The organism is Bacteroidales bacterium, from assembly GCA_026418905.1.
GTDB lineage: Bacteria > Bacteroidota > Bacteroidia > Bacteroidales > DTU049 > JAOAAK01.
In genome coordinates, this window is the sequence record JAOAAK010000003.1 from 39,129 (window position 1) to 52,795 (window position 13,667).

Annotated in this window: 11 protein-coding genes; 8 read left to right on the forward strand and 3 right to left on the reverse strand. The window is 34.8% G+C overall.

What is annotated here, in order from left to right; genetic code table 11:
• Position 1: 1 nt before the first annotated feature.
• The 8 genes from N2Z72_00395 to N2Z72_00430 are packed head-to-tail and all read left to right on the forward strand — an operon-like array spanning position 2 to position 8,781.
• Positions 2-1,180 carry a sigma-54 dependent transcriptional regulator gene (locus N2Z72_00395; GenBank protein MCX7696135.1) on the forward strand — a complete coding sequence of 393 codons (1,179 nt, stop codon included), beginning with the start codon at positions 2-4 and terminating at the stop codon, positions 1,178-1,180.
• Positions 1,181-1,203: 23 nt separating this feature from the next.
• Positions 1,204-1,605: a RidA family protein gene (locus tag N2Z72_00400; GenBank protein MCX7696136.1), complete on the forward strand. Its 402-nt coding sequence runs from the start codon at positions 1,204-1,206 to the stop codon at positions 1,603-1,605.
• A complete protein-coding gene (gene lgt, locus N2Z72_00405; protein ID MCX7696137.1) occupies positions 1,602-2,435 on the forward strand; it encodes a prolipoprotein diacylglyceryl transferase in 834 nt (277 codons plus the stop codon). The genes N2Z72_00400 and lgt overlap by 4 nt, the downstream gene beginning before the upstream one ends.
• Before the next feature lie 4 nt (positions 2,436-2,439).
• Positions 2,440-4,089 carry a Zn-dependent hydrolase gene (locus N2Z72_00410; protein ID MCX7696138.1) on the forward strand — a complete coding sequence of 550 codons (1,650 nt, stop codon included), beginning with the start codon at positions 2,440-2,442 and terminating at the stop codon, positions 4,087-4,089.
• Positions 4,086-5,762, forward strand: coding sequence for a M28 family peptidase (locus N2Z72_00415; GenBank protein ID MCX7696139.1), 1,677 nt, complete (start codon positions 4,086-4,088; stop codon positions 5,760-5,762). Before N2Z72_00410 ends, N2Z72_00415 begins: the two co-directional genes overlap by 4 nt.
• 5 nt (positions 5,763-5,767) lie before the next feature.
• Positions 5,768-6,766 (forward strand): NAD(P)-binding domain-containing protein, encoded by a 999-nt coding sequence (locus N2Z72_00420; protein ID MCX7696140.1) that lies wholly within the window; start codon positions 5,768-5,770, stop codon positions 6,764-6,766.
• A gap of 54 nt (positions 6,767-6,820) precedes the next feature.
• Positions 6,821-7,456: a hypothetical protein gene (locus N2Z72_00425; protein MCX7696141.1), complete on the forward strand. Its 636-nt coding sequence runs from the start codon at positions 6,821-6,823 to the stop codon at positions 7,454-7,456.
• A 5-nt stretch (positions 7,457-7,461) separates the two neighbouring features.
• Complete coding sequence (locus N2Z72_00430; protein ID MCX7696142.1) at positions 7,462-8,781, forward strand: tetratricopeptide repeat protein; 1,320 nt, start codon at positions 7,462-7,464, stop codon at positions 8,779-8,781.
• Here N2Z72_00430 and N2Z72_00435 read toward each other — a convergent pair.
• The 3 genes from N2Z72_00435 to N2Z72_00445 are packed head-to-tail and all read right to left on the reverse strand — an operon-like array spanning position 8,716 to position 13,631.
• A complete protein-coding gene (locus tag N2Z72_00435) occupies positions 8,716-9,651 on the reverse strand; it encodes a DUF58 domain-containing protein (protein ID MCX7696143.1) in 936 nt (311 codons plus the stop codon). The genes N2Z72_00430 and N2Z72_00435 overlap by 66 nt on opposite strands.
• Positions 9,648-9,965: a thioredoxin gene (gene trxA / locus N2Z72_00440; GenBank protein MCX7696144.1), complete on the reverse strand. Its 318-nt coding sequence runs from the start codon at positions 9,963-9,965 to the stop codon at positions 9,648-9,650. Before trxA ends, N2Z72_00435 begins: the two co-directional genes overlap by 4 nt.
• 54 nt (positions 9,966-10,019) lie before the next feature.
• Positions 10,020-13,631 carry a HAMP domain-containing histidine kinase gene (locus tag N2Z72_00445; protein MCX7696145.1) on the reverse strand — a complete coding sequence of 1,204 codons (3,612 nt, stop codon included), beginning with the start codon at positions 13,629-13,631 and terminating at the stop codon, positions 10,020-10,022.
• Positions 13,632-13,667: the final 36 nt, after the last annotated feature.

Here is a 13,667-nt window from a genome sequence, read left to right on the forward strand (position 1 = left end):
AATGCCTATCATCCTTGTGATTGATGATGAATTACCCATTAGGCAAGCATTAAAAGAAATTTTAACCTATGAAAATTACGAAGTTGAAGAAGCTGCCGATGGGGTTTCCGCTTTGCAAAAGATTGAGCAACAAACATTTGATGTCATCTTGTGCGACATCAAAATGCCTGGAATGGACGGAATAGAACTTTTAACTAAAATTCAGGAACTAACTGATTCACCTGTCATCATGATTTCAGGGCATGGAACTATTGAAACAGCTGTAGAAGCTATTAAAAAAGGAGCCTACGACTACATTCCTAAGCCACCAGACTTAAATAGATTATTAGTTAGCATCAGAAATGCTCTCGATAAACAAAAACTCATTCAAGAAAATCAACGACTAAAGAAAAAAGTTGGACAAATTCATACGATAGTTGGTCAATCTAAAGCTATCGTTCATGTTAAGGAACTCATTCATCGTGTCGCTGAAACAGATGCACGTGTATTGATTTTAGGAGAAAGCGGAACAGGAAAGGAGTTGGTAGCTCGAGCTATTCATGAATTAAGCCATCGATCAGCAGGGCCTTTTATAGAAGTTAACTGTGCTGCTATTCCGAGTGAACTCATCGAAAGTCAATTGTTTGGTCACGAAAAAGGGGCTTTCACTTCAGCTATCAAGCAAAGAAAAGGCGATTTTGAATTGGCAAACGGCGGAACATTGTTTTTAGATGAAATTGGCGATATGAGCCTTTCAGCCCAAGCTAAAGTACTTCGTGCTCTTCAAGAAAATAAAATCATGCGTGTCGGTGGAGAAAAAGAAATTCCTGTGGACGTCCGTGTCATCGCTGCTACCAATAAAAATTTGGAAGTGGAAATTAAGGAAGAAAGATTCAGAGAAGATCTCTATCATAGGCTCGCAGTTATTATTATCGAAGTACCCCCACTCCGTGAAAGAAAAGAAGATATTCCCCTCCTTATTGAACATTTTTCAAAAGAAATATCAAATCTATATGGTAAAAAAGAAAAAAAGTTCAGTTCCGAAGCCATTGCAAAACTTCAATCCTTTGATTGGCCAGGCAATATTAGAGAACTAAGAAATGTCGTTGAACGACTTTTGATTCTAGGGGGACAAACCATAACAGAAAAAGATGTTGAATCGTACGCTTACCCCCACTTTGGCAAAAAAATTAGCAAATAATTTTATTTTTGCAAAAACAGACAATGAACAGTAAAGAAGTTATTTATGCTGAAAATGCCCCGAAACCTGTGGGTCCATATAGTCAGGCTGTAAAAGCAGGAAATTTTCTGTTCATATCTGGCCAAATTCCTATTGATCCAAAAACAGGTAAGGTGGTTGAAAAAGATATTGTTGTCCAAACTCATCAAGTTTTGAAAAATATAGAAGCCATTCTTCAAGAAGCTGGTCTCACTTTTAAGGATATCGTAAAAACTACTGTGCTATTATCAAATATGGAAGATTTTTCTAGAGTTAATCAAATTTATGCAGAATATTTTTCTGAACCTTTTCCTGCTCGAGCTGCTTATCAGGTAGCAAGACTACCACTTGATGTTTTGATTGAAATTGAATGCATTGCTTACAGACAAGAAAACAATAATCTATGAACTTTTTTTATGTAGTTTGGGATGTTGATCCCGTTTTTCTTCATTTGGGGCCCCTACAGATAAGATACTATGGATTACTTTTTGCGCTTGGTTTTGTCTTTGGCTATTTTCTTTTAAAGTACATGTTCAAGAAAGAAAATGCCCCCTTGCAAGAAATTGACAAAATGTCTTTGTACGTTATACTCGGAGCTGTGATTGGTGCAAGGCTTGGGCATGTCTTTTTTTATGAGCCTGAATATTACTTATCTAACCCACATAAGATACTTGCTATATGGGAAGGAGGACTTGCTAGTCATGGTGGTGGTATTGGACTTGCTATCGGGCTTTATCTCTATGGAAGACGTTCTTGGAATAAATCCGAATTATATATCATGGACAGGATTGCTGTCCTAACCCCTCTTGCTGGAAGTCTTATCCGACTGGGTAATCTCTTTAACAGTGAAATTTATGGTCATGAAACTTCATTACCATGGGGCTTTATTTTTGTCAGAGACGGAGTATCGACTCCCCATCACCCCACCCAAATTTATGAAGCTCTCGGATATTTAATTATTTTCTTCATACTTTGGATCATATATCAAAGAAAAAATGGCATAATCCCGCGTGGTTATCTAATGGGATGGACTTTAGTATTGATTTTCGTTCTGCGTTTTATGGTAGAATTTGTAAAAAATGTGCAAGTTGAATGGGAAGTTCAGCTTGTCCAAACCATTGGTCTTAATATGGGCCAGTTGCTCAGCATTCCATTTGTACTTATTGGAGCTTTTTATATACTGCATTCAAAAAAATTGGGTTTACCACCAATGCCTAAAAACTCATTAAAAAAATAAAGCCATGAAAAAAATCATTAACATCATTGGCATTTGTCTTGTTTTTTTGTTTACCCAGTGTAAACAACCCAAAAATGAACAAATGAAAAACGAAGACACAACACTTAAAAAGAAGGTCGAACAATTTGCTGAAGTTGAACTCAATTATGATTTAACTAAATTTTCCGATAAAGACAAAAAAATGCTTTCTCTTCTTTTTGATGTGGCTGACATTATGGACGAACTTTTTTGGGATCAAACCCTAGGACTGGACAAAAAGAAACAAATATTAGATACTTTGAAGAACGAGCTTCTGAAAAAATACTTTTTAATCAACTATGGCCCTTGGGAAAGACTTAACGATAATAAACCTTTCATGCAAGGCTTCGGAGAGAAACCATTGGGTGCCAATTATTATCCTTCTGACATGACCAAAGAAGAGTTTGATAAGTTCGAAAATCCAGATAAAAATAGTCTGTATACCCTCATTCGACGTGATGAAAATGGAAAACTAAAAGTAGTATGGTATCATGAAGCATATAAGGAACAACTTCAAAAAGCTCATGATCTCCTGATGCAAGCATCCGAATTAACTGACAACAAAGCTTTTCAAAAATATCTACAATTACGAGCAAAAGCATTGGTTACTTCCCAGTACTTCGAAAGTGATATGGCATGGATGGACATGAAGGACAATCTCTTCGACTTTGTAGTGGGACCTATCGAGAGTTACGACGACCATCTCTTTGAGAAAAAAGCTGCTTTTGAAGCTTTCATCCTCGTTAAAGACACAGAATGGAGTAGCAAACTCGAAAAATTTATCAAAGTTTTACCAGAACTTCAGAAAAAACTTCCTGTTGACGAAAAATATAAAAAAGAAACACCCGGCACATCGAGCGATATGAATGTTTATTATGTTCTATATTATGCTGGAGATTGCAATGCTGGTAGTAAAACCATTGCTATTAACCTTCCCAACGACGAACAAGTTCAGTTAAAGAAAGGTACACGCCGACTTCAGCTTAAAAATGCTATGAAAGCAAAATTTGACAAAATCCTTACACCTATTGCTAACATGCTCATTGACGAAACCCAAATCAATTTGATCAATTTTGATGCTTTCTTTAACAATGTGATGTTCCACGAAGTAGCACACGGACTAGGTATCAAATATGTAGTCAATTCCAAAACTACTGTTCGAGAAGCTCTCAAAGAAGCTTACAGTACCATAGAGGAATGCAAAGCAGATATTTTAGGCCTTTATTTGGTTGGTCTCTTACGCCAGATGAACCTCATCACTGAAGGTAACATGAACGAAAACTACGTTACGTATGTGGCTGGTATTTTTCGATCTGTTCGGTTCGGCGCCGCTAGCGCTCATGGAAAAGCTAATTTGCTGGCATTCAATCATTTCCTGAAAACAGGTGCTATAGAGAAAAAATCCAATGGAAAATACTTTGTTCACCTAGACAAGATCCCCCAATCTGTAGAATCCCTTGTCAAAAAGATTCTAGTTATTCAAGGCGATGGCAATTACGAGGCAGCAAAAAAATGGATTGAAGCTGAAGCTGTTATGCCAGACGACATGAAAAAAGATTTGGAAAAAGTCAACAAAAGCGGAATTCCTGTAGATATTGTCTTCAAGCAAGGCAAAAATATTCTTGGCCTAAAATGATCAGATCTCTTTTTACCTCCTTATTTTATTTATTTTATTTTACCTATGCTGGCATCCTCAGATGCCAGCTTTCTTTTTTATCTCAAGAAGAGAAGCAAAAATTTTTGATTGAAATAAAAAAACATATTTATACCTTCTCGGCTGATAGAATGCACGGTCGTGAAGCTGGTACAAAGGGAGAAAAAAAAGCATCCAAATACATTATTCGAACATTAAAACAACTACACATCCAACCTTTATTGGACACTTACGAAGATCGATTTACTATTCCATCTCTCCCTAGTGTAAAAAAAGCAGTGCTTATTGTCGACAAAACGACCTTTACCTACCCCAATGATTTTGGCATCTACCAGCTATTACAAGACGACAATGGCTTACTTGCTTTCAAACAATTAAGCTACCAGTCTGTAGATACGATATCTTTTACAGGATCAACTTTTGCTAAACTCGAAATTGATCCAAAACTGGGTAAAAAACATTGGGAAGACAGTTTGAGTTTTCTTATGATTGAAAAACTAAAACAAAAATTTGCATATTCAACAGGTAACACATTATTATTGGCAAGCAATCGTCCCATGTCATTACCATCCAAAATTATACCTCGTTATTACTCACATCAAAATATTCTTTTCGTTCGATCAAAAAAACTTGAAAAATATTTAACCAACTCACGCTTTCCCATTAAATATGGTATATCGGTTCATTTTTCTTCAGATACTACCAGCGTTTCCAGAAATATCCTAGGTTGGATTGATAACCAAGCTCCAACCACAATTCTTTTAAGTGCTCATTATGACCATCTTGGCTATGGTTTAAGCAATTCACGAAATATTGGAAAACCAATGGTTCATAATGGTGCTGATGATAACGCTAGTGGAGTTGCTTTTGTACTAGCCTTGGCCAAATATATAATTTCTCATCCTCAATTATTTAACAATCATAATTACATATTTGCTTTTTGGAGCGCTGAAGAAAAAGGACTACTTGGTAGCAAGCACTTTGTAAACAAATATCCTGATATCTTGAACAAAACAATTGCTGCACTCAATTTCGACATGGTGGGGCGTTTCGACTCTACTCAACGACCTCTTTACATTTTGGGTACTGGTTCAAGTCCAATTTGGGATAGTTTATTTTATGTCTCCTTCGGAGAAAAAAACTACATCAAGAAAGTACCTGGTAGTATTCGGGGCTCAGATCAATATAGTTTTTACATTAAACAAATTCCCGTCCTTTTCTTTTTCACCGGGATGCATCAAGATTACCACACTCATGATGATGATCCTGAGAAAATCTACTACGACGGCATGATAAAGATCCTTGAAATAACCCTTAATCTTTTAGCCGAGCTAAATAAGATCAAATATTTACCATTCTCGAATGTACCAGAAGAAAACACTATTTCACACGGAAGAACAAAACATTCTTTGGGAATTGTACCTGACTTATCTTGGCAAGGAAAGGGTGTTCGTATTGATGGTATTGTTTCGGGCAAAATCGCTGAAAAAATTGGCCTCCAACCAGGTGATATAATCGTAAGAATTAATGAAATTGATATAGAAAACATCTATCAATACATGCAGGTCCTGAACAAATTAACTTCGGATAAAGAGCATTTGATTTTCATCCTTCGACAGGAGAATAAGTTAAGTTTTCCATTCCAACTCAACTAGGTTCCATGAAGAACGATGTATTACTTGGTATTGTTGGTGGCGGAAGTATGGCAACAGCTCTTGCCAAATTACTTCAGGAAAATGGCTTTCACGTCTTATGGTATATTCGAAGACGAGAAGTGATTGAATATATAAAAAAATTCGGACATAATCCAGATTATTTAAGTTCAGTTGAGTTTGATCCCAGCAAAATTAGCTTCTACCACAATATTCAGGATATTTTCGAAGTATCTGATTATTTGTTTCTTGCTATACCAGCAGCATTTCTAAACAAAGCACTTTCTGAAGTTGATGAAGAACTCATTTGTGAAAAGTTTATCATCTCTACCATCAAGGGAATTATTCCAGATTTCAATCTCATTCCTTCTGAATATTTTGCCCAGTTTTTTAATTTTTCGCTTGAGAATTATGCAATATTAGCAGGTCCCAGTCATGCCGAAGAATTGGTCATGAATAAGATATCTTATCTTACTATTGGAAGTACTAACATAAAATTTGCTGAATTTCTTAAAAATATTTTATCGTCCAACAACATTAAGTTTTCTTTATCCACCGATGTGAAAGGAATAGAATATGCGGCAACTCTAAAAAATATTTATGCTATTGCAGCCGGTATCAGTGATGGATTAAATTATGGCGATAATTTTATTAGTGTTCTAATTATTCATGCTATAAAAGAAATGCAATTTTTTCTCAATTCCATCAATCACTTTAATAGAGATATAAATTCTTCTGTGTATGCTGGTGATTTACTCGTGACAGCATATAGTCAGTTCAGTCGTAACAGAGCTTTTGGCCGACTTATTGGAAAAGGCTATAGTGTAAATTATTCAAGAATTGAAATGAAACAAGTTGCAGAAGGTTATTACGCCACCAAATGTATGAAAGAAATTGCTGATAAAATGAATATTCACATGCCTATTCTCGAAACCGTTTATCGGATCCTCTACAAAGAACTGTCTCCCTCACGAGAGATGAAAAAGCTTTCAGAAATTTTGACATGAGTGAAAAATTTTAAAAAAAATATTAATTTCGTGGATGGAAAAAACACTTTTTTTATGAATAAATATGTTTATATCATTATAATTTCGTTACTTTCCTTCATATCATGCAAGGAAAACAAGGATACCGTTACACCTATTCCCAAAGGAATTTTTTTCAAAGGTTTTATTAATGAAAAAAGTAAGTCTCTTACTGTAGGAATCAATGGATATTTGGATACTTACTTTGATTCGACAAGAAAAATCGGTGATACGGTTAAATTTCTAACAGGTATTAAGTTATATCAAGGTTCTTCTGGTTATTACATAGCATCTAAAGAAAAAATCGTATTTGAGTTGGTCAATATCCCTTTTGCTGATACTGCATCTAAAAAAGACAGTCTCTGGCATATAATGATGTCGAATAGAACAAGCATACCTTTCTACAATGCATCATCTGCTGATTCCAACAAAAGTATGGGATTACGAATTCGATGGTGCGACTATCAGGGCATGTGGTATTCTACGGAAAAAGTAGCCCAAAGTGGAAGTGTTACCATCGATACGACCAAAGATCTTAGTAGTGGATCAGTTAGTGCCCATCAATGGTTTATCAGTTTTGAAGCAAAATTGTGTAACAATAATAATACCAAGTGTTTTGAAATCAAGGAAGGGAAAGCACGTATAAAATTTTACAATAGCTCCATGCAGTAATTTTAATGAAACGCTTTCTTTTACTTGTATTTTTTTTAACAAGCTCAATATTTTTTCGTGGTCAAATACATCTAGACTCTCTTCACAGAAAATCAATTGCATTAAGAAAATACGACCCAGAAAAAAGTTTTTCCATTGCCAGGCAAGCTTATCAATTATCGTTACAGCAAAACAGTGCTTCAGACATTGCTCTGAGTCTTCGGAACATGGGAACTGCGTGCCTTCTTCTTGGAAAATACAATGATGGTATTAAATATTTACAAGAAAGTCAGCAATGGTATGAGAAAATTAATGATCTTAAAGGCATTTCAGCTTGTGCCAATAATCTAGGACTTATTTATAAAAGAACTGATCATTTAGATTTGGCTGCTTATTACTTTCTCAAGGCTATTTATTTAGATCTTCAACTTAATGATACAGCAGCACTTTCCTCTGGCTTAAATAATCTTGCAGAAATTCTACAGTTAAAGGGACGTGTAGAACAGGCATTATATCTTTATCAGTTATCGACAACGATTGACCTCAAATACGGGGACACATTGAGTGCTGCCCTTTCTTTGCTCAACATAGCTAATCTCTATTCTATCATCGATTCAACCAGAAAAAGCATGGAATTATTACAAAAAGTCATTCAAATTGCTAAAGAATATGATCATCCACTCATGATGGCTCATGCTTTTAATTTGCAAGGGAACAATTATAGGATTTTATGTCAATATGATTCAGCACGTTTTTATCTTTCTCATAGTTTGCAACTTCGGAAAAAATACGACGACTGGGAAGGATTAATAAATAGTTACATATATTATGCTTATCTACTTTCAGATGAAGGGAAATTCGATAGTGCCCAGGAATATTTTTTCTCAGCCATGAACCATTGCATTGAAACAGGTCATCGATTTCTTGCTTTTCATTCCCTTCTTACCTATGGCAAAATGCTCCATCATCAACGAAAATGGCACGAAAGCACTCAGACATTGCTTAATGCTATCGAAATTGCTGAAAACTCTGGTTACATGCTTGATTTACCCGAAATATATAATCTTATTGCTCTAAATTATGACTCGCTTGGCAACGATGAAATGGCACGAAAATACCATCAACTCAACATACTATCTTTAAGCAAAAAACCAATTACGCCTCGACAAACCATAACTTCTTCCCGTCAAAACTTCTGGCTAGGAATACTAGTCTTTTTCTTTGTAGTGATTTTATTTTTATTGGTCTGGCTAATGTTAGAAATATTAAAAATAAGCAAACTAAGAGCGAACCTGCAAACGTCGCATAAAGAAGGGAATCAAGACTCCCTCGAGTCCAGAACGTAAATTTGCTAATTGATAGTCCATACCAAATTCAATAGCCATATCCTCAATCATCTTAAGCCATTGAGCAAAATTACGAATGTAAGTATCTCTAATTTCGGCTGGACGTATTTTTACCAAACCACCAGATTCCAAATCTATGAATTTATGGGGTTGATTATTAAATTGAAACTCACCTTCCAGCTGCCCGTCTATTACATGAAATAAAATTACCTCATTTTTGTTATGCCTAATATGCAAAAGAGCGTCATATAGTTCATTCATGTTGTGTCGAACATCCATAAAATCAGTAAGTAATATGATCAAGCTCCGACGATGAATACGTTCTGCTATTTCATGCAAGCATGCAACCAATTCAGTTTGTTGAGGTTTTTCTTCGTACATTTTTTCAAGATGTTGTTCAAGTACTTGGAGAAGGAAACGATGGTGTGAAAAAGAAGAACGAACCGACGAATGAAAAATAATCTTATCGCCTATAAGACTTAGACCCACTGCATCCTTTTGCTCGTGAAGCACAACCATCAGAGATGCTGCCAAATAGGTAGCAAAATGAAATTTGCTTTGCTGTTCAAGGGCAGTAGTTTCGTCCTTCGGAAACAGCATGGAGCGTGATCCATCAAGGATAAAATATGCTCTTAGATTTGTTTCTTCCTTAAATCGCTTAAGAAATAATTTTTGAGATCGAGCAAAAAGCTTCCAATCAATAAATCTCGTTGATTCTCCTTTATTATATGGTTTATATTCAGAAAATTCAACTGAAAAACCATGATAAGGGCTTTTGTGAATGCCAGTAATAAAACCTGCTACAGCTTGTCTAGCTCGTAACGCTAGATGGCCAAACTGATAAATCTTACGATCATTCCAATCTATCAAAGCAGTCGCATTAATTTTTCTTCTAAAATTCGCCTAGGAACTGCCCCAACCTGCTTATCAATAACCTGACCATCTTTGAAAAAAAGAATGGTAGGAATATTGCGAATTCCAAATCTCATGGTAGAGCTTGGATTTTCGTCTACATTTAATTTAACAAACTTAATTTTTCCATCGTAATCTTTAGCTAATTCTTCAATAATAGGGCCAATCAAACGACACGGCCCACACCATTCGGCCCAAAAATCCACAACAACGGGTAAATTGCTTTGTAATACTTCCTGATCAAAATTGCTATCTGTAAGTTGAATTACCATTTTTTTGCAAAAGTAAAAAAAGAACTCAAATATTTAGAAGCAAAATAATAAATATCATGAATTAGTTTTCAGGATTAATGTAAAACAACTGCCCACATGGAGTTGAGATTCACAAACGATTTTACCACCATACATTTCTACTATGGTTTTAGCTATGGCTAGTCCCAGTCCACTTCCAGATGTTTTCGTGGTGAAGTTGGGCTGAAAAATTCTGCTCATTTCCTCCTTCGACATTCCCCTCCCATTGTCTTGAATAGCAATACAAACTTGATCGTTTAGGCATGAAACATTGATAGAAATTTCACCTCTTCGTTCCTCAACAAGTGCTTGAACTGCATTCTTTAAAAGGTTAATTAAAACCTGTCTCCAATGTTGATAATCTCCTATAATCCAGCATTTCTTTTCTGGTAGAGAAACCCTTAAATCATATTCATCCGAAAGAAACAAGGTTACAACATCCTGCACTAAATCGTGTACGGATGTTTTTTGGCTTTGATCTGGCTGGACTAGTTTTCCTAGACTAGAAAAAGAAGATGCAATGTTATCAAGCGAATCAATTTGTTTTTGCAAGCTTTTAATGTAGTTTTCGAACTTAGACGAAAAATCTTTGTCTTTATCTACCCAAAGTTTCCAAATGTATTGGGTTGAAAGCTTCATTGGGGTAAGTGGATTTTTTATTTCATGAGCAACCTGCCTAGCCATATCTCGCCAAGCTAATTCACGTTCGTTTTCAGCCAATTGCTGAGCCTTAAGAGCAAGTTCATCAACCATGCTGTTGTATGCTTCAATCAAGTCAGCTATTTCATCTTGCCCCTCCCATGTAATTTTTTCATTCACACCACTGAGACGAATAGTTCTCATTCTGTTTTTAATTAAACTTAAAGGTCGCAATATCGGTTTCGTCAAAACATACACCAAAATAACCCCCAGAAATATAATAATAAGATACAGATTTACCATCGATGAAATGTATGAAAATAATTCTTCATTAAATTGTTGCTCACGTGTAAAATACGGAACTTGGATAAATCCCATGACATGATAATTCCTGTCGTAAAGGGGATAATAGGCTGAATAATAACCCAGTTTTTCTATCTTTTCTCTTCTAATAACGTAGGGAGATACATGTTCTTTTAATTTTTCAAAAACCGTTGGATCTATATATGGAGCGATGAGGTTTCTTTCATAAAGCTCAGGACGGGTTGTAGTTAGAAGTTTTCCTTCCCAGTTATATAGATTGATGTCTACATGATTTTTGTAGCCATAGTTAAGGACAAATGATGTGAGCCAATCTGCGTTGAATAATGTTGAATCGGATGCAATCATAGCTTCAAGTTCTAGTTTTAAATTTTGCCCTTTTTCATGCAGTAACTCTTGATTTTTCCTATGACTAATTCGTAGTAAATTTTGAACTGAAAAGAAAACCGATATGCTGAATGAAACTAGGATGAACCAGAGCAGCATTCTTTGAAAACGAGTTGAAAGTCCTTTGTCGCTTGGAGATAAAAAAGAAAAACTTGGAATAAAAAGGAATACAAAAAACGTATAAAAAATAGATAAGAGAAAAACAAAACTAAACCCTGTCCACATATGATTAAATCCCATTTTTTCCCCTATCAGTAAAAGATCTGATCCCTGATCCGTTTTTACGTTAAACATGTAATGTGTCTTTGTTTCAACGAACTTTGCTGTATCAGTCATTAACCATGAAGTATCTATTCGAAATGGGAATACAAACTGACCTTTGCTATAGCTTAATTCTCCATTATCATATAAGGCATAAGATACAAAAGATGAAATAATCATTACGTCTGAATTCCTGTCGACCAATAGATTTGGATAATCCTGCGTCTTTTCTAACATCAAAGGAAATAGTTCTATAAAAACTTGGATTGTATCGGTCTTACGATAAAGTGGAAAATTGACCAAATAATAACCCCGATTGTTTTCTTTAAAGAAAAAAATACCAGGTTTTACAAAAATACCATTTGAATCGATCTTATTTTTAAAATACTTCCAACAATTGCATTCTTCGTTAAACGGCCTGATAAGAATCTTGTCCTGCGAAGAACAAACAATAAGCTGAGAACTAAAATTCGATAAATAACCTTTTTTAAAAAGCTGAGAGATTGTTTCACGAATCTTGATTTCTTCATTGATATTAGAATCAGATTTTTGTATGAACTCCTGCAAAGTCTCATCGATCAGATATTCAGCCAGATGGTCTCTCCCAGAACTCAGATACAGAGATAATATTTTGAGGTTTTGCTTTAACTTTTCGTGATAAATCTTTCTTAAAGATAACACCACAAGAAATGAAAATATGACCAATGCAAAAAACAACAAAAGCGTTTTTTTGAGCTGATCCATTTTTACTAAAACCAGCAGTAAATAAGCAAGAATTAAAAAGCCACCAATAACTAAATAATCTTGCCAAAAAATCAAATGCTTAGTAAAAACGAAAATCAACGAACCCGACAAAACAAAAATTAATCCAACGTAATGTTCTTTTAACTTGGTTTTTTGAATAATATTTGACGCATGGTACCAAAAAATAGCAATTACAGTGGAAGCCAGCAAAACTGTGAAGAAAAGCCAAATTTGAAGCAAATCAAATGTTGTCAGATCTTTAAAATTCCAGTACCAGCTGCTGTTATGAAAAAAAGCAGGTAAAAAGACATAAAAAGCTACCATGAATAGCCAAATTGTGGTCCAGCACAGAAAAACCACAAAGTACTTCCATTCTTTCTTGGCTATTACCCATTGAAAATTTTTCAACAAGCGGAGAGTTAATCCAGTAAACCAAAAAAATGCCATTAAAACATTCAATAAATCTGCTAGGGAAGGTAGGCGAATGCTCCACGCAAAAAAATGAGGTTGTTTAATAATTAATCCTTTCCACACAGGGATAGAATAAACCAAGTGAAGAGTAAACCAGATGAAAAAAGTTGAAACGATAATAAATAAAACTTTCAATACGTAACTTCTAACATAATTATGCACATATTTTCTTGATCCGCTGAAAAGTAGAAAAACTAATACATATAACAACATAGGCATGATCCACTGATAAGGATCATCTTCATGAAAACCTGGTTCGTATACAAATGGTAAACAAACACCATAGGCATCAATTGACAAGCACTCGGTAGCGTCATGACTTACTGGAGGTTTGATAGCTAAATGCCTAATCCCTTGAAAAAAAGATGAAAAATGAGGTTGAACAAAATCATTCCTAAACGTATAATTAAGATATATGGGGAGCTGTATTAAAAAAATAGTATCCTTTTTTGACCTTTTTTTGATAATATCCCAGCCATTAGAAACAAATGAAATAGTTGATCCGTTACTTTCTTTCAAAATTTTTTTATCTGGTTCAGGATATTGATTTCCCGACCAACCTGTCAAATTTTCATTTACATATACCCATGCTGTGACATCTTTTTGGTAAAAAAAATTCAAAAATTCTTTAACAGAATATTTCAACACTTTTGCTTGCCATGTATCCAATGTTTTGAAAGCATGATTAATTTTTCGATAAAATCGTTTGATTTCGACATTTTTTTGTTGTGAAATAGTTAGATAAATTATCATTACCATCATCACAAAAACTATAAATAGATATGATTTTCTCATAACGGGTGTAATTTTTTTTATGAAATACATGGTAAATAAAATTTTTTTTGTTAGATTTGCATAAAA

What these genes read in the sequence shown, in the direction of transcription:
- N2Z72_00395 (MCX7696135.1), top strand. Translation starts at nt 2, where the DNA reads ATGCCTATCATCCTTGTGATTGATGATGAATTACCCATTAGGCAAGCA.
- N2Z72_00400 (MCX7696136.1), top strand. Translation starts at nt 1,204, where the DNA reads ATGAACAGTAAAGAAGTTATTTATGCTGAAAATGCCCCGAAACCTGTG.
- lgt (MCX7696137.1), top strand. Translation starts at nt 1,602, where the DNA reads ATGAACTTTTTTTATGTAGTTTGGGATGTTGATCCCGTTTTTCTTCAT.
- N2Z72_00410 (MCX7696138.1), top strand. Translation starts at nt 2,440, where the DNA reads ATGAAAAAAATCATTAACATCATTGGCATTTGTCTTGTTTTTTTGTTT.
- N2Z72_00415 (MCX7696139.1), top strand. Translation starts at nt 4,086, where the DNA reads ATGATCAGATCTCTTTTTACCTCCTTATTTTATTTATTTTATTTTACC.
- N2Z72_00420 (MCX7696140.1), top strand. Translation starts at nt 5,768, where the DNA reads ATGAAGAACGATGTATTACTTGGTATTGTTGGTGGCGGAAGTATGGCA.
- N2Z72_00425 (MCX7696141.1), top strand. Translation starts at nt 6,821, where the DNA reads ATGAATAAATATGTTTATATCATTATAATTTCGTTACTTTCCTTCATA.
- N2Z72_00430 (MCX7696142.1), top strand. Translation starts at nt 7,462, where the DNA reads ATGAAACGCTTTCTTTTACTTGTATTTTTTTTAACAAGCTCAATATTT.
- trxA (MCX7696144.1), bottom strand. Translation starts at nt 9,965, where the DNA reads ATGGTAATTCAACTTACAGATAGCAATTTTGATCAGGAAGTATTACAA.
- N2Z72_00445 (MCX7696145.1), bottom strand. Translation starts at nt 13,631, where the DNA reads ATGTATTTCATAAAAAAAATTACACCCGTTATGAGAAAATCATATCTA.